Origin of the sequence: Agrococcus phoenicis (genome assembly GCF_047302415.1) — a bacterium.
Classification (GTDB): domain Bacteria; phylum Actinomycetota; class Actinomycetes; order Actinomycetales; family Microbacteriaceae; genus Agrococcus.
In genome coordinates, this window is record NZ_CP154854.1 from 1,681,811 (window position 1) to 1,700,631 (window position 18,821).

General features: G+C 72.7%; 17 protein-coding genes. 7 read left to right on the forward strand and 10 right to left on the reverse strand.

Annotated features, from left to right (window positions below; genetic code table 11):
- The first annotated feature begins 3 nt into the window (after window positions 1-3).
- The gene (locus tag AA0Z99_RS08085) at window positions 4-504 is read left to right on the forward strand and encodes a tetratricopeptide repeat protein (RefSeq protein WP_413316583.1); all 501 of its coding nucleotides are present in this window, start codon (window positions 4-6) and stop codon (window positions 502-504) included.
- Window positions 505-573: 69 nt separating this feature from the next.
- Here AA0Z99_RS08085 and AA0Z99_RS08090 read toward each other — a convergent pair whose 3' ends face one another.
- From AA0Z99_RS08090 to AA0Z99_RS08110, 5 genes are all read right to left on the reverse strand, one after another.
- The gene (locus AA0Z99_RS08090) at window positions 574-1,404 is read right to left on the reverse strand and encodes a nucleotidyltransferase domain-containing protein (RefSeq protein WP_413316584.1); all 831 of its coding nucleotides are present in this window, start codon (window positions 1,402-1,404) and stop codon (window positions 574-576) included.
- A gap of 88 nt (window positions 1,405-1,492) precedes the next feature.
- Window positions 1,493-2,152 carry a methionine ABC transporter permease gene (locus tag AA0Z99_RS08095; protein WP_413316585.1) on the reverse strand — a complete coding sequence of 220 codons (660 nt, stop codon included), beginning with the start codon at window positions 2,150-2,152 and terminating at the stop codon, window positions 1,493-1,495.
- Window positions 2,149-3,177 carry a methionine ABC transporter ATP-binding protein gene (locus AA0Z99_RS08100; RefSeq protein ID WP_413316586.1) on the reverse strand — a complete coding sequence of 343 codons (1,029 nt, stop codon included), beginning with the start codon at window positions 3,175-3,177 and terminating at the stop codon, window positions 2,149-2,151. Before AA0Z99_RS08100 ends, AA0Z99_RS08095 begins: the two co-directional genes overlap by 4 nt.
- Window positions 3,178-3,374: 197 nt before the next feature.
- A complete protein-coding gene (locus AA0Z99_RS08105; protein WP_413316587.1) occupies window positions 3,375-4,322 on the reverse strand; it encodes a MetQ/NlpA family ABC transporter substrate-binding protein in 948 nt (315 codons plus the stop codon).
- Window positions 4,323-4,464: 142 nt separating this feature from the next.
- Window positions 4,465-5,052 (reverse strand): prepilin peptidase, encoded by a 588-nt coding sequence (locus AA0Z99_RS08110; RefSeq protein WP_413316588.1) that lies wholly within the window; start codon window positions 5,050-5,052, stop codon window positions 4,465-4,467.
- A gap of 201 nt (window positions 5,053-5,253) precedes the next feature.
- On the opposite strand from AA0Z99_RS08110, the gene AA0Z99_RS08115 reads away from it, so the two are divergent.
- The 4 genes from AA0Z99_RS08115 to AA0Z99_RS08130 are packed head-to-tail and all read left to right on the forward strand — an operon-like array spanning window position 5,254 to window position 8,205.
- Complete coding sequence (locus AA0Z99_RS08115) at window positions 5,254-6,066, forward strand: DUF4397 domain-containing protein (RefSeq protein ID WP_413316589.1); 813 nt, start codon at window positions 5,254-5,256, stop codon at window positions 6,064-6,066.
- A gap of 2 nt (window positions 6,067-6,068) precedes the next feature.
- On the forward strand, window positions 6,069-6,824 hold the full coding sequence (locus tag AA0Z99_RS08120) for a sortase domain-bontaining protein (RefSeq protein WP_413316590.1): 756 nt from the start codon (window positions 6,069-6,071) through the stop codon (window positions 6,822-6,824).
- A 27-nt stretch (window positions 6,825-6,851) separates the two neighbouring features.
- Window positions 6,852-7,418, forward strand: coding sequence for an RNA polymerase sigma factor (locus AA0Z99_RS08125; protein WP_413316591.1), 567 nt, complete (start codon window positions 6,852-6,854; stop codon window positions 7,416-7,418).
- Window positions 7,399-8,205 (forward strand): anti-sigma factor domain-containing protein, encoded by an 807-nt coding sequence (locus tag AA0Z99_RS08130; RefSeq protein ID WP_413316592.1) that lies wholly within the window; start codon window positions 7,399-7,401, stop codon window positions 8,203-8,205. The genes AA0Z99_RS08125 and AA0Z99_RS08130 overlap by 20 nt, the downstream gene beginning before the upstream one ends.
- 52 nt (window positions 8,206-8,257) lie before the next feature.
- On the opposite strand, the gene AA0Z99_RS08135 is transcribed toward AA0Z99_RS08130, so the two are convergent.
- The 3 genes from AA0Z99_RS08135 to uppS all read right to left on the reverse strand — a co-directional run bounded on the left by AA0Z99_RS08135 (window position 8,258) and on the right by uppS (window position 11,848).
- Window positions 8,258-9,385 (reverse strand): winged helix DNA-binding domain-containing protein, encoded by a 1,128-nt coding sequence (locus AA0Z99_RS08135; protein WP_413316593.1) that lies wholly within the window; start codon window positions 9,383-9,385, stop codon window positions 8,258-8,260.
- Window positions 9,386-9,536: 151 nt separating this feature from the next.
- Window positions 9,537-10,874 (reverse strand): PhoH family protein, encoded by a 1,338-nt coding sequence (locus AA0Z99_RS08140; RefSeq protein WP_413316594.1) that lies wholly within the window; start codon window positions 10,872-10,874, stop codon window positions 9,537-9,539.
- A 197-nt stretch (window positions 10,875-11,071) separates the two neighbouring features.
- Window positions 11,072-11,848, reverse strand: coding sequence for a polyprenyl diphosphate synthase (uppS, locus tag AA0Z99_RS08145; RefSeq protein WP_413316595.1), 777 nt, complete (start codon window positions 11,846-11,848; stop codon window positions 11,072-11,074).
- Between the two features lie 71 nt (window positions 11,849-11,919).
- Between uppS and trhA the strand changes: the two genes are divergently transcribed.
- Window positions 11,920-12,690 carry a PAQR family membrane homeostasis protein TrhA gene (trhA, locus tag AA0Z99_RS08150; protein ID WP_413316596.1) on the forward strand — a complete coding sequence of 257 codons (771 nt, stop codon included), beginning with the start codon at window positions 11,920-11,922 and terminating at the stop codon, window positions 12,688-12,690.
- Window positions 12,691-12,751: 61 nt separating this feature from the next.
- Here the strand turns inward: trhA and AA0Z99_RS08155 are convergent, their stop codons facing one another.
- Window positions 12,752-14,692 carry a BCCT family transporter gene (locus AA0Z99_RS08155; RefSeq protein WP_413316597.1) on the reverse strand — a complete coding sequence of 647 codons (1,941 nt, stop codon included), beginning with the start codon at window positions 14,690-14,692 and terminating at the stop codon, window positions 12,752-12,754.
- Between the two features lie 152 nt (window positions 14,693-14,844).
- On the opposite strand from AA0Z99_RS08155, the gene AA0Z99_RS08160 reads away from it, so the two are divergent.
- Window positions 14,845-15,948 carry a trypsin-like serine peptidase gene (locus AA0Z99_RS08160; protein ID WP_413316598.1) on the forward strand — a complete coding sequence of 368 codons (1,104 nt, stop codon included), beginning with the start codon at window positions 14,845-14,847 and terminating at the stop codon, window positions 15,946-15,948.
- 31 nt (window positions 15,949-15,979) lie between these two features.
- Here the strand turns inward: AA0Z99_RS08160 and secA are convergent, their stop codons facing one another.
- Window positions 15,980-18,790 carry a preprotein translocase subunit SecA gene (gene secA / locus AA0Z99_RS08165; protein ID WP_413316599.1) on the reverse strand — a complete coding sequence of 937 codons (2,811 nt, stop codon included), beginning with the start codon at window positions 18,788-18,790 and terminating at the stop codon, window positions 15,980-15,982.
- Window positions 18,791-18,821 lie beyond the last annotated feature (31 nt).

Here is an 18,821-nt window from a genome sequence, read left to right on the forward strand (position 1 = left end):
GGCATGAGCACCGAGTGGGAGGCGGCGGCGTGGAGCGCGGCGGTCGGCGAGCTCTGGGAGCGCTTCGACGAGCTGCCCGCCGATGCTGCCATCGCAGCGATGCGGTCGCTCGCAACGGCCTATCCGGGCGCGGACGGGCGGGCCGCGTTCGAGCTCGCCGGCATGCTCGACTCCCACGGCCGCGAACATGAGGCCGAGCGCGAGTACGAGCGCGCCCTGCGCCTCGGGCTCGCACCCGAGCAGCACGCGCAGCTGGCTGTGCAGTACGGCTCGACGCTGCGCAACACCGGCCGCGTCGACGAGGCGATCGAGGTGCTCGAGGCCGCGCCGATGCACCCGACCACCGGGGCCTCGCCGCGGGTGTTCCTGGCGCTCGCGCTGCACTCGGCCGGCCGTCACGCCGAAGCGTTGCGCGTGGCCATCGAAGCCGTCGAACCGACGCTGCCCCGGTACAACCGGTCGGTGCGCGCCTATGCCGCTGCGCTGACCGAGCCGGCCGACTGACGGGACTCGTCGCGGCGGGCGAGGCGTCGGCCCGGCGGAGCGCCCGGTGCGCGCCGTCCTCGGGGCCGATCAGCGCGCGACGGCCGCCTCGACGCGGTCGACCAGGAGGCGAGCGCGCCCGACCGCGGCGACGAGGGCGGGAGCGGAGGCGTCCCCGAGCGCGAGCGCGTCGGTCACGGACGCGGCGAACCCCGCCGGCGCGCTCGGCAGGCGCGCTGCCGCGGCGACCAGCCCCTTCTCGTTCGTCGACCACGCGCGATCGCGGCCGTGGATGGCGTGCGCGGCGATGAGCGTCGCGTGCGCGATGCAGAGCGCCACGTAGCTCGCGTCGCCGCGCGGAGCCGCCTTCGCGGCCGCGTCGACCGTGAGCTGCGCCTCCCAGATGCGGCCTGCGAGCGCATCGCCGAGCGGTGCGGGCATCTCCTGCAGCTGCGCCCGCAGCGACTCGAGCGCTCCGCTCGGGTCGGCGAGCACCCGGCCGAGGGCGAGCTCGCCGCAGTAGGCGACGTCGAGGAACCCGTGCGGGTGCCCCGGCTGGGCATGCACGGCGACGTCGCCCCGCTGCGCGCGCTCCCACTGCGCCTCCACCCGCGACAGGTCGCGCCGGATCCAGTCGACCGGCGTGCCGCCCACGACCAGCCAGGCACCGCCGTCGACCCACCGCCCCCACGCGCCCGACGCGGTCCAGCGCGGCTCCGCCGCCGACGCATCCGACCACGCCTCGGCGAGGGCCGCGATCGCGCCTTCGTCCACCGCCCCGCGCAGGTAGACGCCCAGGTCGACGTCGGAGCCCGGCGCCGCGGCACCGCGCGCGCGGGAGCCGCCGAGCACGACGCCCGCCACGCCGTCGACCCGGCTGAGGTCGCTCGCCATGGCGAGCAGGGTGGCGTCGTCGAGCACGACGGCGAGCCTAGCGACCGATCGCCCATCCCGACAGCCTCGGCGCGGGCGCCGGCTTCCGGCGTCGGCGTGATGGCCAGCGAGCGCGTCAGCGCCGCATGATGCGGCGAGCCAGGCCGTTGCCGAGCGCTTGGATCAGCTGCACGACGACCACGACGACCACGAGCGCCGACCAGGTCACGACCTCGTCGAACTGCCGGTAGCCGTAGGTCACGGCCCAATTGCCGAGCCCCTCGCCGCCGACGAGGCCCGCGACGGCCGACATGTCGACGATCGCGATGACCGCGAAGGTGAAGCCGAGCACCAGCGGGCCGAGCGACTCGGGGATGACGACCGTGCGGATGATGCGCCACGGGCTCGCCCCTGTCGCTCGCGCCGCCTCGATCACGCCGGTCGGCAGCGCGACCAGGTTCTGCTCGACGATGCGGGCGATGCCGAAGGTCGCGGCGATGGCGATGGCGAACACCGCGTACTCCGTGCCGATGCCCTTGCCGACGACGAGCCGCCCGATGGGCTGCAGCGCGGCGAGCAGGATGATGAACGGGATCGGCCGGAACGTGTTGACGAGGATGTTGAGCACCCACCACACCGCGCCCTGCTGCAGGATGCCGCCGCGCCGCGTGACGTACAGCCCGGTGCCGATGATCAGCCCGCCGATGCCGCCGAGCAGGAGCGAGACCGCCACCATCCAGAGCATGATGCCGGTCTGCTCGAGGAGGTCGGGCAGGACGCCCACGACGTCGCTCATCGCTGCTCCTCCACGCTGACGCCTGCGCCGATGCCGGCGACCGCGCGCTCGACCGCGGCGTCGTCGCCGCGCACCGCGATCGTCAGCAGCCCGTAGACCCGGCCGCGGATGTCGTCGACCCCTCCGTGCACGAGGTTGAAGTCGACGCCCGCGCTCGCGAGCGCCGCGAAGACCCGCGCCTCCGACGCCCCCTCGTCCATGAACGAGATGGTGAAGAAGCGGCCCTCGTGCTGCGCGCGCAGGCGGGCGAGCTCGTCGCCCTCCGGCAGCGCCCGCACGACCGTCTGCACGAATCGCCGAGCGACCGCGGTCTGCGGCCTCGTGAAGACGTCGTAGGTGGGGCCCGTCTCCACGACGCGCCCCGCCTCCATGACGGCGACGCGATCCGCGATGCGGGTGATGACCTCCATCTCGTGGGTGATCACGACGATGGTGACGCCGAGCTCGCGGTTGACGCGCGCGAGCAGGTCGAGCACCTCGGCCGTCGTCTCGGGGTCGAGGGCGGAGGTGGCTTCGTCAGCGAGGAGGATCTGCGGGTTCGCGGCCAGCGCGCGGGCGATGCCGACGCGCTGCTGCTGGCCGCCCGAGAGCTGCTCCGGATAGGCGTCGGCGCGACCGCCGAGGCCCACGAAGTCCAGCAGCTCCTCGACGCGCCGGCGGCGCTCGGCCTTCGCGACCCCGATCACCTCCAGCGGGTAGGCGACGTTGCCGGCGACCGTCCGCGAGGTCAGCAGGTTGAAGCGCTGGAAGATCATGCCGATGCCGGTCTGCTGCTCGCGCAGCGCCCTGCCGCGCAGCGCGCTGATGTCGACGTCGCCGACGGTGATCGTGCCGTCGGTGACCGGTTCGAGCTGGTTGATGAGCCGCACGAGGGTCGACTTGCCGGCGCCGGAGTAGCCGATGATGCCGAAGACCTCGCCCCGCTCGATCGCGAGCGAGACGTCGTCGACGGCGACGATCGCGTCGCCGCCCCGCTTGGCCGGCGGGAACCGCTTCGAGACACGGTCGATCACGATGTGCGACATGGGGGCTCCTGAGGTCGGGGTGCTCGGCTGATGAGGTCGTGTGGCTGGGTTGCTGCTGCGCGGTCCGCCGCCCGGGACGGGCGGCGGTAAGGGCATCGCGGCGGCGCTGCTCCTGCGCAGACCGCCGCCCGGGACGGGCGGCGGCGCTGGCGTCGCGGCGGCGGCCCGAAAGGGCCGCCGCTTTGAGCTCCAGCGCGCTACTGCTCGAGCGCCTCCTGCACCGCGGCGAGCGACTCCTGCAGCTCGGCCTTCGGCGTGGAGACGAACAGGCCGGTGCCGCCGGAGGACTCGAGCGCGCCGGCCTGCACCTCCTCGTCGGTCTGGAAGATCTCGACCAGGCGGTTCAGTACCTCGTCGTCGGCGTTCTCGGCCGTGGTCGCGAAGACGTTGATGTAGGGCTGCGCGGCCGGGTCTGCCGGGTCGTCCTGGGCGATGGCATCGGCCGGGTCGATGCCTGCATCCGTCAGGAAGTCGTTGTTGACGATCGCGGCCGCGACGTCGGGCAGCGAGGTGGCGGTGATGGCCGCGTCCACAGCGCTCACGGTGACGCGCGACTCCTCCTCGATGATGTCGTCGACGGTCGAGTACGGGGTGCCGCCCTCCTCGAGCGCGATGAGACCCGCCGACTGCAGCACCAGCAGGCCGCGCGCCTGGTTGGTGTCGTCGTTCGGCACGATGACCTCTGCCCCGTCGGGGATCTCCTCGACCGACTCGTGCTGCGAGGAGTAGAGGCCGATCGGGTAGGTCGCCGTCGAGCCGATCGGCTGCAGGTCGTCGCCGGCCTGCGCGTTGTAGTTCGCGAGGTAGATGATGTGCTGGAACTGGTTGATGTCGAGCTCGCCCTCGCTCGTGGCGGGGTTCGGCTGGTTGTAGTCGGTGAAGTCGATGATGTCGAGCTCGATGCCCTCGGCCTCGACGGCCTCCTCGAAGGCCGTCCAGTAGGCCTCGGCAGCGCCCACGACGCCGAGCTGCACGGGGTTCTCGGGCGTGCCGAGCGTCGATGCGGCGGCATCGGCCGGTGCGCCTGCCTCGGAGTCGGCGGGCGCCGACCCGGCGGCGCAGCCCACGAGGGCGAGCGCGGCGCCGAGCGCTCCGGCTGCGGCGAGGGATCGGCCGGCGGAGCGGCGGAGGCTGCGGTGAGACATGGTGGCTCCTTCAGGTGGTGCTGGCAGGTGGTGCGGGCAGGTGGTGCGTGATGGCTCCACGCTAGGAACGCGCGCCCTCCCGGCAGCAATCGGGCTGTCACGGAGCGTCACACGGCGCGCGCCGAGCTCAGTCGTGCGCCGATCAACGCGCGGCGACCAGCGTCGCGACGGCCACGGCATGGCCGACGAGCAGCCACGGGCCGAAGGCGATCGTCCGCCGGCCCAGCGCGAGCGCTCCGAGCCCCGCGACCCCGCCGACGATGACGGATGCGGCGAGGGCCAGGAGCGGCGCCGCCCAGCCGAGCGGCGCGCTCGCGAGGGCGAGGGCCGTGCCGAGCTTCACGTCGCCCATCCCCATCCCGCCGACCACCGCCATCGTGAGCAGCGCGGCGCCGACCCCCACGGCCGCGAGCATGGCGAGGTCGCCCGCGGCCGCCCGCGCGGTGCAGGCGATCGCACCGAGCAGCAGCAGCGGCACCGTGATGGCGTTCGGCAGGCGTCGCTCGAGGATGTCGATGCGGGCGAGCGCCGGCGCGGCTGCAGCGGCCGCGACGAGCGGCACGACGGCGACCGCATCGAGCCCTCGCGCGATCAGCAGCACCGCGACCGCGACGGCGAGGGGGATGCCGAGCCCGTCGGACGCCCGCAGGCGCACCGGCCGCACCGGGCCCCACAGCCCGGAGTCGGGGGCGTCGTCGCCGCGCGCGGTCGGCGCTGCCCGGTCGGTCATGGCCGACACCGTAGTGCTGGAGGGCGCGCGGCGGATGCTGCCCTCCACAGCCGCAGCGCACGGCCATCTGCCGGCGCGCGTGCCGCACCGCCGCGACACGCCCGGGATGCACGGTCGACGGGGCGCTGCAACCGATCGGGGTCGCCGCTGCGATACCAGAGCAGACGGCGCATCCGGCGCCGCACGGATCAAGGAGACATCATGAAGCGCAAGCTCGCGATCGGCGTCGGAGCCGCAGTCGCGCTGTCGGCATTCGCCGCAGCACCCGCCATGGCTGCCGAAGGGGACTCCACGGTGTCGGTGCTGCACGGCGTGCCCGGCCTCACGGTCGACGTCTACATCGATGGCGAAGAGGCCATCGCCGACTTCGAGCCCGGCACCCTGACCGACCCGATGATGCTCGCCCCGGGCAGCTACGACATCCAGGTGTTCGCAGACGGAGACATGCCCGACTCGGCGGAGCCCGCGATCGAGGCGATGGGCGTCGAGGTGCCCGCCTCGGCGAACCTGACGCTCGTCGCCCACCTCACCGAGGGCGGCGACCCGACGCTGTCGGCATTCGCCAACAGCACCGAGCCGATCGCCGCCGGCGAGACGCGCCTCACCGTCCGCCACCTCGCTGCGGCCCCGGCCGTCGACGTGCGGGCCAACGGCGACGCCGTCGTCGAGGGCCTGACGAACCCGGATGAGGCCATGCTCGACACCGCCGCAGGCACCGTCGCTGCGGACGTGGTGCTCGCTGGCACCGAGGACGTCGTGATCGGCCCGGCCGACCTCGAGCTCGCCGAGGGCGTCAACACCATCGTGACCGCATGGGGCAGCGCCGAGGACGGCTCGCTCGACCTCGCGGTGCAGACGGTCGAGGCGCACTCCGCTCCGACCGGCGTGCCCTCGGGCCTCGGTGGCGCAGCTGACGGCCAGCGCGCGCTCGGCGTGGGCATCGTGCTCGCCGGCCTGCTCGGCCTCGCGGCCGTCGCCGCTCGCACGCTGCGCCCGGTTGGGCAGCAGCGCTGAGCATGCACGAGCAGCAGGGGCTCCCGTCGCGCAGGTCGCGGCGGGAGCCCCTGCGTGTGCGCCAGCGTCGCATCCGGGCGCTGCTCGCGATCGTCTCGATCGCCGCGATCGCGGTCGGCGCGTGGCTCCTGATCCCCCGCGGGCTGGATGCCGCGAGCGAGGGCGCGCCGACGGGTGCGCCCAGCGGCGCGCCGAGCACGGCGATCGCGACGCCGGATGCCACCGAAGCGCCTGCCGCGACCGAGTCGCCCGCGGCGCCGGCCGGCGTCGGCTTCCGCGACGCAGCCCCCACCGCACCCGCTGCCTCCCGCGACGAGCCCGCGCGCGTGCGCGTCGCATCCGTGGGCCTCGACCTCGGCGTCGTGCCGGTCGGGGTGCGCGAGGACGGGCAGATGGATGTGCCGGAGCTCGTGTCGGAGCTCGGCTGGTACCGCTACGGCCCGGAGCCCGGCGCGGCAGACGGCTCTGCCGTGCTCGCCGCGCACGTCGACAGCGACATCGGCGCCGCGCCGATGGCCGCGGTGCTGCAGGCGAGCGCCGGCGACGTCGTGGAGGTGGAGATGCGATCTGGCGAGCTGCAGCGGTTCGAGATCACCTCGATCGAGCAGCTCTCGAAGGACGACCTGCCGCTCGAGTCGCTCTTCGCCCGCAGCGGCGAGCACGTCGTGCGCCTCATCACGTGCGGCGGCGAGTGGGATGCGGCCGCCGGCGCGTACGAGGACAACATCGTCGTGACGGCGACACCGGTCCGGTCATGAGCCGGCGACCTGGGATAGCGTGAGCAGGTGTCCGATGCAGCCATCGAGGAGGATCGCATCGCGCGCTCGTTCGCGCGCGATGACGCGGACGCGCTGCGGGCGGCCTACGAGCGCTGGGGCGGCATGGTCTACGCCATCGCGTGCCGAGCGATGCCGCCGCAGGATGCGGAGGACGTCGTGCAGCAGACCTTCGTCTCGGTCTGGCGCTCGCGCGCCGGCTACGACCCTGATGCCGGACCGCTCGGAGCGTGGATCATGAGGATCGCGCGTCGGCGCATCGCCGACCACTGGCGGGCGCGCAGCGCGCACGAGCAGCCGACCGACCCTGCTGACCTCGCCCTGCACCTCGAGCACGGCGACGGCGACCCGGTGCCGGATGCCGTGATCGACGCGCTCACCGTGGCCGAGGAGCTCGAGCGGATCGGTGAGCCGCAGCGCACCATCGTGCGCCTGGCCGTGCTGGAGGATCGATCGGCCTCGTGGATCGCCGACGACCTCGCCATGCCTGTCGGCACGGTCAAGAGTCACCTCTCGCGGGCGCTCCGGCGCCTGCGAGACCGATGGGAGGACGCGCATGCGACACCTGTCGCCTGAGGAGATCGCGGCGATCGCGCTCGGCGAGCCCGGTGCCGAGGCGAGCGCGCACCTCGCGGCGTGCGGCGAGTGCCGTGGCGAGGTCGAAGCGCTGCGGCGCACCGCCGTGCGCATGCGCGCGGGCGCCGTCGCGCCGGCCGCCCCGTCCGCCGGCCTCTGGGAGCGCATCGCCGCAGAGGTCGAGGAGGGGTCGGCACCGCGCGCAGCGCGAGGATCGGTGTCCGCCGCTGCAGGGGGTCCGAGCACGGATGCTGCGAGCCACGACGCATCGACCCCGAGCGCCGAGTCGGAGCAGCCGGCGGCATCGGCGACCGGCTCCGGGCACGTCGCACCGCGGCGTCGGCGCTCTCGCCGCTTCGGCGTCGCGACGCTCGTCACCGCCTGCCTCGCCTCCGCGGCGATCGCCGCAGGCGCCGTCTGGCTCTCGGTCGGTCAGCTCGGCTCCGGCGCGCAGGGATCGAGCCTCGCCGCCGTGCAGCTCGACCCGCTGCAGCCCATCGTCGATCCGGCGCAGGCGCGGATCGTGGAGCGCGACGGGCATCGCGTGCTGCTGCTCGAGGCCGACCGGCTGCCGGAGGTCGACGGCTACCTCGACGTGTGGCTCATCGACAGCGACGTGCAGGGGATGGTGAGCGTCGGCCTGTTCGACGCGTCGACCACCGAGATCGTGCTCCCGGACGGGCTCGACCTCGCCGGCTACCCGATCGTGGATGTCTCGGTCGAGCCGTTCGACGGCGATCCCACGCACTCGGGCGAGAGCGTCTGGCGGGGCGTGCTGGAGCTCTGACGCCGGACCCTCGGTGCCTCAGGCCGCTGGACCTCGGGCCGCAGGGCTCCGGTCAGCCGTGCGGCCAGGCCGCGACGTGGCGCTCGATCGCGGCGGCGGTCGCCGCCGACACCTGCTCGATCAGCTCGACGGTGGGCGCGCCGCGACCCCGAGCGGCGCGCCAGCGCCCGACCGCGCGCCCGTCGACGAGCACGGCGGGCTGAAAGACGCCGTTGTTGCCCGGCACGAGCGCGGCGTGCATCTCGGCGCCCGCCGTGAGCGAGCGATCGCGATAGCCGAGGATCCACTCGTCGAAGCCCGGCACGAGCAGCACCCCGGAGCGCCGGCCCTCGAGGCCCTGCTCGACCACGAGCATCGGGGCGCCGCCGACCAGCACCTCGCGGATGCCCTCGGCCCGAGCGAAGGCCGCGCGCACCGTCGACTTCGGCAGCGCCAGCCACCAGGCGATGTCGGCCTCGCTGACGGGCGCCCGCGCGGCGACGAGGCTCCGCACTGCCTCGGCGAGCGCCGCATCCGGCCCCTGCACTGCGGGCGCGGCGCCGCCGACGAGCAGCTGCGCCGTGCCGGCGAACGGGCCGAACCGCACGAGCCCGGCGTAGGAGTGCAGCGCGAGCAGGTGGTAGCCGCGGCCGCCGGAGACGTCGATCCCCGCCGCCTCCCACGCGGCCATGAGCGCTGGGCGCGGCTGCGGCGCATCGGCGAGCAGCTCCACGAGCACGGCGGCCGAGCGCTCGGCCGCCGCCTCGTCGATGCCGCGGTCGAGGCACATCCGCCACTCCCGGGTGCGCATCCGCCCAGCGACCGCCGCGTGGAGCGACGCGAGGGCATCCGGTGTCGCGACGAAGAGCGTGCCGCGCATCGCCCACGACCGCACGAGCTCGCCGCGGTCGAACACCGCGCGCACGTCGTCGAGGCTCGTGCCGGGCGCCGAGCGGATCGCGATCGCCTGCAGCACCTGCAGCAGGTCCTGGCCCTGCATCGCGACCATCCGCCGCACGACCTGCGTCGGCGTGCGACCGAGCGCGGAGGCCGCTCCCCCGGCGCCGCCGCCTGCGCTGCTGCCGCGGCTGGCGCCCCTGCTGGCAGCGCTCCCGTCGTCAGCACCCGCGCGAGCACGACGGTCGAGCCCCTGCGCGACCAGCCGCATCCGGCGCGCCTCGACCGCCGTCAGCTGCTGCATGCGCACACGCTCGCCGCGAGAGCCGACGGCCGCCCCGCTGCGCTCCGAGCTCGCGAGCGACGTCCGACCCCGGTGGCAGCCGAGGGCGCGACCGTCCGAGTTCGTGCGCCGATCCCGACCCGCTCCATCACGCTGCACCAGAGCGGCGCCGCTAGCCCTCCAGCAGGCTCGTCACGAGCGCGGCGATGCGCGAGCGCTCCGAGCGCATGAGCGTCACGTGACCGAAGAGGTCCTCGCCCTTCAGCGTCTCGATCACGGCCGCGATGCCGTCGTGCCGCCCCACGCGCAGGTTGTCGCGCTGCGCGACGTCGTGCGTCAGCACCACGCGAGAGTTCTGCCCGATGCGGGAGAGCACCGTCAGCAGCACGTTGCGCTCGAGCGACTGCGCCTCGTCGACGATCACGAACGCGTCGTGGAGCGAGCGCCCGCGGATGTGCGTGAGCGGCAGCACCTCGAGCATGCCCCGGTCGGCCACCTCGTCGAGCACGTTGTCGCCGACGAGCGCGCCCAGCGTGTCGTAGACCGCCTGCCCCCAGGGGTTCATCTTCTCGTCCTTGTCGCCCGGCAGGTACCCGAGCTCCTGGCCGCCCACCGCGTACAGCGGCCGGAAGACGATGACCTTCTTGTGCAGGCGACGCTCGAGCACCGCCTCGAGGCCGGCAGCGAGGGCGAGCGCCGACTTGCCCGTGCCCGCAGAGCCGCCGAGCGACACGATCCCCACCTCGTCGTCGAGCAGCAGGTCGATCGCGAGCCGCTGCTCGGCCGAGCGGCCGTGCACGCCGAAGACCTCGCGGTCGCCGCGCACGAGCGAGATCTCGCCCCTGCGCGTCACGCGGCCGAGGGCGGATCCGCGCTCGGAGGAGATCACGAGGCCGGTGTTGAGCGGCATGTCGGCCACGAGCGCCGTCTCGAGCCGCTCCTGCTCGTAGAGGGCGTTGATCTGCTCGCCCGAGAGGGCGAGCTCGGCGATGCCGGTCCAGCCCGAGTCGACAGCCTGCTCCGCCAGGTACTCCTCGGCCGCGAGCCCGATGGAGGCGGCCTTCACGCGCATCGGCATGTCCTTCGAGACGACGCAGACGTCGAGCCCGTCGCCGGCGAGGTTCGAGGCGACGGCGAGGATCCTCGAGTCGTTGTCCCCCAGCTGCAGGCCGCTCGGCAGCACGGCGAGGTTCGAGTGGTTGAGCTCGACCCGGAGGCTGCCGCCGCCCTCGGTGGGCACGGGGAAGTCGAGCCGCTCGTGGACGGTGCGCAGGTCGTCGAGGTTGCGCAGCGCCTTGCGGGCGAAGTAGCCGATCTCGGGGTCGTGGCGCTTCTTCTCGAGCTCTGCGATCACGACGACGGGGATCACCACCTGATGCTCGGCGAAGCGGTGGATCGCCCCCGGGTCCGACAGCAGCACGCTGGTGTCGAGCACGTAGGTGCGCTGCCGGGTCTCGAGGCGCTCGGCCTCGGCGGCTCCGGCTGCGGGGGTGGTGGCGAGATCAGGCACGTGACGCTCCTTCCGACCGGGGTCGGATCACGCGGCCATCGCCTCCCGTGGTGCTCGCTGGCGCGAAGGCCGCTCGCTTGCCGGGCGGAACTGCCCGACAGGGCCGAATCTACGCTCGGCGCCCGCGCATGCTCGGCGACACACGGAGGCGCCGGCTCTGTTCACCTGCCGGCAACCTGCCGGGCACATGCCCGGCGTCACCTCCCGTAGCGGCGCTCCCGAAGCCCGTACGCCCGCACGGCGCGCAGGAAGTCGACCTCGCGCAGGTCCGGCCCGAGCGCCTCGACGAAGTAGAACTCGCTGTGCGCGCTCTGCCACAGCATGAAGTCGCTGAGGCGCTGCTCGCCGGAGGTGCGGATCACGAGGTCGGGATCCGGCTGCCCGGCGGTCGAGAGGTGCTCGGCGATCAGCTCGGGCGTCAGCCGCTCGGCCAGCTCGGCCGGGCTCGACGTCCCTGCCCGCTCCAGGATCCGCCGCACGGCCTCGACCAGCTCGTGCCGGCCTCCGTAGCCCACCGCCAGGTTCACCTGCAGGCCGTCGTTGCCGGCCGTGCGGTCGACGGCGCCCTGCAGCGCATCGACGAGCGGCACGGGCAGCCCTCGCACGTCGCCCACGTGACGGATCCGGCGACCCGGCTGGTGCGAGAGGTCGTCGGCGAGCTCGGCGATGATCTCGCACAGCTCGCCGAGCTCCTGCGACGCGCGACCGGTCAGGTTGTCCCTCGAGAGGAGGTACATCGTGACGACCTCGACGTCGATCTCGGCGCACCAGTCGACGAACTCCCGCAGCTTGACGGCGCCGGCGCGGTGGCCGTGGCCTGCGGTGGCGAGCTTCTGCTCGCGGGCCCAGCGGCGGTTGCCGTCGATGATCATGGCGATGTGCCGCGGCACGGGCGCGCGCTCGAGGTCGCGGCGGAGTCGCCGCTCGTAGTAGCGGTACACGAGCCGTGAGCCCGGGGCGCTGCGCAGTCGCATCTGCTGAATCTACCGGGCGCCCACCGACTCGGATGCCACCTCCGGTACTGCGTACGCCCTACGCTGTAGGCATGGCAGCACGCATCGCGCCCGGCGCTCCGGGCGACTCCTCCAGTCACGACGGCAGCTCCCTCGACGAGGTCGTCGACGGCGCGCACCTCCCCTTCATCGCAGCCGCAGGCGAGTCGATCGCCGAGGCGAAGGTCGAGGGGAAGCCCTCCTGGCGCGGGTGGATCCACGCGGCGACCGCGCCGCTCGCGCTCATCGCGGGCATCGTGCTCGTCGTGCTCGCGAACGGCGCCGTGGCGACCTGGTCGACCGCGGTCTTCGCGCTCTCGGGCGTGCTGCTGTTCGGCATCTCCGCCGTGTACCACCGCTTCGACTGGCAGGAGCGCACGCGGGTGGTGATGAAGCGCCTCGACCACGCCAACATCTTCCTGCTGATCGCCGGCTCGTACACGCCGATCGCGCTGCTCACGCTCACCTCACCGACCGACTGGATCCTGCTGTCGGTCATCTGGGGCGGCGCGCTCCTCGGCATCGCCTTCCGGGTCTTCTGGCTCACCGCCCCGCGCTGGCTCTACGTGCCCATCTACCTCGCGCTCGGCTGGGCCGCGGTCGCCTTCATGGGCGACATCTGGGCAGCCAATGCCGCCACGGCCGCGCTCGTCATCGCCGGCGGCCTCGCCTACACGGTCGGCGCGATCTTCTACGGCACGAAGAAGCCGAACCCGTTCCCCGGGCACTTCGGCTTCCACGAGCTCTTCCACATCTGCACCGTGATCGCCTTCGCGTGCCACTGGACGGGCATCCTGCTCGTCGCCGTCGACCCGCCCGCCTAGCGCCAGATCGCCGCGACCGCTGCCGGGCCCCGGAGCGATCCCCGGGGCCCGGCAGCGTGGATCAGCGGCTCGCCGGCGCCTCCGGCGACTCCCCCGCCTCGGCCTCGGCGGCGGTCTGCTCCAGCTCGTGCTCGAGACCCGCCTGCGAGGCGGCGAACTCGGGGGTGTCGAACACCTCGCCGGCGATCGGATCCTGCACGACGCGCTCCTCGTCGAGCGTCGCGACGCCCTCGGCGCTCAGGTCGACCGCCTCGGTCGGCACCTCGTGGAGCGCGATCAGGAACTCGCCGCCGGCCGCAGGGCTCGCGGCCGCGGGCTGGCTCGCCGGCAGGCCGACGAAGGTCGACGAGACATCCCGGCGCCCGCGCCAGCGGCGCCTCGGCTGATCCTGCGCGGCCGGCGCATCGGCAGGCTCCGGCGGCGCGGAGGCGATGCGCGCGCGCATGTAGCGCGGCGCGTTCGCGACCTCGTAGTGGAAGGCGCGCAGCAGCGAGATGCACGTCAGCACCATGATGATCGAGAACGGCACGGCGGTCGCGATCGATGCGGTCTGGAGCGCGGTGAGCGATGCCGACCCGCCCACGAGCAGCAGCACCGCGGCCGCGAGGCCCTCGAGCACCGACCACATGACGCGCGTGAGCCGCGGCGTCTCGGTCGCGCCTCCCGTGGCGATGATGTCGATCACCAGCGAGCCGGAGTCCGACGAGGTGACGAAGAAGAACACGATGATCGCGATCGCCAGCACGCTCGTCACCGCGGCGAGCGGGAAGGTCTCGAGCAGCTGGAACAGGGAGGTGTACGTGTTCACCTCGCCGTCGACGAGCATGTCCCCGTCGGAGAGCTGTCGCAGGATCGCCGAGTCGCCGAAGATCGTGAACCACGCGATGCCGATCAGCGTCGGCGTGAGCAGCACGCCGAAGACGAACTGGCGGATCGTGCGGCCGCGGGAGATGCGCGCGATGAACATGCCCACGAAGGGCGCCCAGCTCATCCACCAGCCCCAGTAGAAGATGGTCCAGTCGCCCGCCCAGGTGTCGGTGGCCAGCGGCCACGTCTCGAGCATGATGCCCGGCAGCGACGCGAGGTAGCTGCCGGTGTTGGCGACCATCGCCTGGATCAGCACGAGCGTCGGCCCGAGCGCGAGCACGAAGATCGCCAGCAGCGCCGCGAGCGACATGTTGATGTTCGACAGCCACTTGAGGCCCTTGTCGAGGCCCGACATCACCGAGAGCGTGGCGAGGCCGGTGACGATGGCGATGACGATGACCGAGAAGGTGGCCGAGCCCTCGACCCATCCCAGGTACTCGAGGCCGGCGGTGATCTGCTGCACGCCGAAGCCCAGCGACGTGGCGACGCCGAAGAGCGTGCCGACGATCGCCACGACGTCGACGGCGTGGCCGATCCAGCCCTCGACCCGCTCCCGGCCGAGGAGCGGCTCCAGCAGCCAGCGGATCGACAGCGGGCGGCCGCGGCGGAACGTCATGTAGGCCATGCCGAGGCCGACGACGACGTAGATCGCCCAGGCGTGGAGACCCCAGTGGTAGATCGTGAGATCCATCGCGAGGCGGCCGGCGCTGTCGGTGCCGCCCTCGACGCCCGCGCGCTCCGGCGGCGTCGTCATGTGGGACAGCGGCTCGGCCACGCCGAAGAACACGAGCCCGATGCCCATGCCGGCGCTGAAGAGCATCGTGAACCACGACAGGGTCGAGAACTCCGGCTCCTCGTCGTCGCGGCCGAGCTTGATGCTGCCGATGCGGGACAGGCCGCAGTAGAGCGCGAAGGCCACGAAGCCCGTGGCGGCCAGGATGTACCACCAGCCGACACCCTCGGTGATGGTGCTGTTGAGCACCTCGAAGGCGTTCCCGCCCGTGCCGCTGTAGATGACGGCGAAGGCGACCATGCCGACGATGATGAGCACCGCGGGGATGAAGACGGGCTTGCGCAGCCTCGCCCATACCTCGGTCGGAGCCCAATCGGCTCGCCGTGCGGCTCGATCTGCCATGGCTGTACTCCCCCGTGCGCGTGTCTGGACAACCATCGAGGGTATCGAGGCGCCCTCGCGTTGTCGAAGCGAGCGGGGGCCCTATCTGTCGACGCGGGCGCACGGCGACGCTCAGCCTGCCCTCGCCCGGTGCCTCTAGCGTGAGTCGCACCATGCCTCCGCCTCGCCCTCCCCGCACCGCCCTCCGGCCCTTCGCGCTGCTCGCCGGCGCCGCCGCCGTGCTCACCGTGACCGGCTGCATCCTGCCGCCGCCGCTGCCCACCGCCGCGCCGCAGCAGACCACCACGCCTCGCCAGCAGCCCGACCAGACGCAGCCGGCGACGCCTGCCACGCCGCTGCCGGAGGTGACGCCCGTCGAGCCCGACGCACCGATCACGCTGCGCGACGAGACGACGGCCGACACGGGCGAGCTCTACGCGGGCGAGCCCGGCGAGACCGCCGTCGGCTACCTGCCCGACGCGGCCTTCGACCTGGTGCTCGAGCCGACGCTCGGCTCCCCTCTCGTCGCAGCGGGCATCGCGCTGCCGACGAGCGACGCCGGCGACGAGCTCTACCCCGGCCGGCCGCACACGAGCGGCGAGAGCCTGCTGCTCTCGACCACGGGGCGCATCGAGATGGATTCCGACGCGGGCGCCTTCACGTGCAGCGGCACCGTGATCAACTCCGCCAGCGGCCTGATCGTGGTCACCGCCGCGCACTGCATCTGGGACGACGACACCCGCGACTACTTCGACGCCATCCGCTTCGCCCCCGGCTACGAGCAGGGCGACGCGCCGTTCGGCGTCTGGGAGGCCGAGGAGCTGTGGGTGCCCGAGCAGTACCTGGAGGCCAACACCCGGTGGCTCGACGGCGCCGACGACAACGGCTGGATGGGCTTCGACTTCGGCTTCATCCGCTTCGCGCCGCTCGACGGCGGCACGCTCGAGGACGCGGTGGGCGGCCAGGGCGTGAGCTTCACGGCCGAGACCAACGGCGTCGTGCTCGCCGGCTACCCGGGGAACGACGAGTTCGACGCCGAGGTGCTGCGCTACTGCGCGGAGGACGAGCCGAGCTACGGGCTCGGCGGCGACGCGAACTACGGCGCGGCGTGCGCCATGGGCGACGGCGCCTCCGGCTCCGGATGGGTCTCCAACGTCGACGAGGCCACCGGCGCCGGGCACATCACCGCCGTGTACTCGAACGGCGGCACCGCGGCCGCCTACGGCCCGCCGCTCGGCATCACCGCGTGGAACGGGCTGCAGTCGATCGACGACTGAGCCCGCCCCGCGCCGGCGACGGTGCTGCGGCTCAGCCCTGGGGCTCGGAGTCGGCGGCCTGGCCGAACGCGCCGACCTTCTTCGGCGCCGCCTGCGCCTGCTTCGCGGCTGCCCGGCGCTGCTCGCGGTTGCCGGCGACCGGCTGCGCCTTCGCCTGCGCCGCGACAGCCGGGTTGCCGCTCTTCGCGCGCACCTTGGGCGCATCCGCGTCGAGCTCGCGGCCCTTCGCGTCGTGCAGCGAGGCCTCGCCGTCCTCGTCGGGCGCCGAGTAGGTGAGCTTCGAGGTGTCCTCCTCCGGCACCTCCAGGCCGCCGCCCTCGATCGCGGGAGCAGCGGCGGTCGTGCCCTGCTGCACCTTCACCTCGAGGTTGAACAGGAACGTCACCGACTCCTCGCGGATGGCCGACATCATCTGCTGGTAGAGCGCGAAGCCCTCGTTCTGGTACTCGACCACCGGGTCGCGCTGCGCCATGCTGCGCAGGCCGATGCCCTCGCGCAGGTAGTCCATCTCGTACAGGTGGTCGCGCCACTTGCGGTCGATGACCGAGAGCACCACGCGGCGCTCGAGCAGCCGCATCGCGGGCGAGCCGAGCTCCTCCTCGCGCTTCGCGTACGCGATGCGGGCGTCGGAGAGCAGCTGCTCGGTGACGAAGTCGGCCGTCAGGCGCGGCTGCGCCTCGGCGACGACCTCGTCGATCGTGATGCCGACGGGGTAGACCTGCTTCGCGTCGTTCCAGAGCGACTCCAGGTTCCACTCGTCGCTGTCGTTGCCGACGGTGTGCTCGTCGACGATCGCTTTGATCGTGCCCTCGATGAACCCCTGCACGCGCGCGTCGAGGTCGTCGCCGTCCAGGATGTGGCGGCGGTCGGAGTAGATCGCCTCGCGCTGGCGGTTCATGACGTCGTCGTACTTGAGGACGTTCTTGCGCATCTCGGCGTTGCGCGACTCGATCTGCGCCTGCGCGGAGCGGATCGTGCGGGAGAAGATCTTCGACTCCAGCGGGATCTCGTCCTCGTCCGCGTCCGCGGTCATGAACCGCTGGGCGACCGAGCCGCCGAACAGGCGCAGCAGGTCGTCCTGCATCGAGAGGTAGAAGCGGCTCTCACCCGGGTCGCCCTGACGGCCGGAGCGGCCTCGCAGCTGGTTGTCGATGCGTCGCGACTCGTGGCGCTCGGTGCCGAGCACGTAGAGGCCGCCGGCCTCGATGACCTTCGCGGCCTCCTCGGCGACCGCGGCCTTGACCTCGGCGAAGACCTCGTCCCAGCGCTCCTCGTACTCGTCGGGGGTCTCGGAGGGGCTGAGGCCGAGCTCCTGCATCTTCGTGACCGCGAGGTGCTCGGCGTTGCCGCCGAGCATGATGTCGGTGCCTCGACCGGCCATGTTCGTGGCGACGGTGACGGCGCCGACGCGGCCGGCCTGGGCGATGATCGAGGCCTCGCGCGCGTGGTTCTTCGCGTTCAGCACCTCGTGCGCGACGCCATGCTTCGCCAGCTGCGTCGAGAGGTACTCGCTCTTCTCGACGCTCGTGGTGCCCACGAGCACCGGCTGCCCCTTCGCGTGCCGCTCGACGATGTCGTCGACGACGTGCTTGAACTTGCCCTCCACGGTCGCGTAGACGAGGTCGGCGTTGTCGATGCGCTGCAGCGGCTTGTTGGTCGGGATCGGCACGACGCCGAGCTTGTAGGTGGACATGAACTCGGCGGCCTCGGTGTCCGCGGTGCCGGTCATGCCGGAGAGCTTGTCGTAGAGGCGGAAGTAGTTCTGCAGGGTGACCGTCGCGACCGTCTGGTTCTCGGCCTTGATCTGCACCCCCTCCTTCGCCTCGATCGCCTGGTGGATGCCCTCGTTGAAGCGGCGGCCCTGCATGATGCGGCCCGTGTGCTCGTCGACGATCAGCACCTCGCCGTTCATGACGACGTAGTGCGAGTCGCGCTTGAAGAGCGCCTTGGCCTTCAGCGCCGTGTTGAGGAAGGAGATCAGCGGGGTGTTCGCCGACTCGTACAGGCTGTCGATGCCCAGCAGGTCCTCGACCCGCTCGATGCCGGGCTCGAGCACGCCGACGGTGCGCTTCTTCTCGTCGACCTCGTAGTCGATGCCGGCGCGCAGGCGCTTGGCGATGCGGGCGAACTCCCCGAACCAGCGGTTCGCCTCTCCGGCCGCGGGACCGGAGATGATGAGCGGCGTGCGGGCCTCGTCGATGAGGATCGAGTCGACCTCGTCGACGATGGCGAAGCCGTGGCCGCGCTGCACCATGGCCTCCTTGGAGTGCGCCATGTTGTCGCGGAGGTAGTCGAAGCCGAACTCGTTGTTCGTGCCGTAGGTGACGTCGGCCTCGTACTGCTCGCGGCGCACCTCGGGGCTCTGCCCGGAGATGATGCAGCCGGTCGTCATGCCGAGGGCGCGGAAGACGCGGCCCATGAGCTCCGACTGGTAGCTGGCGAGGTAGTCGTTCACCGTCACCACGTGCACGCCGTGGCCAGGGATCGCGTTCAGGTAGGCGGCGATCGGCGCGACGAGCGTCTTGCCCTCACCCGTCTTCATCTCGGCGATGTTGCCCAGGTGGAGCGCCGCGGCGCCCATCACCTGCACCTCGTAGGGGCGCATGCCGAGCGTGCGCTTCGCCGCCTCGCGCACCGCGGCGAAGGCCTCCGGCAGCAGGTCGTCGAGGGTCTCGCCCTCGGCGTGGCGGCGTCGGAACTCCTCGGTCTCCCCGGCGAGCTCGTCGTCGGTCAGGTCTTCGAACGCGTCCTCGAGCGCAGAGACGTCCTTGGCGATGCGCTCCAGGCGGCGCCGCAGCCGGCCCTCGCCGGCTCGCAGCAGATTCTCGAAGATGTTGGCCACGGTGGTGTGCCTCCCGTGCTCGGGGGAAAGA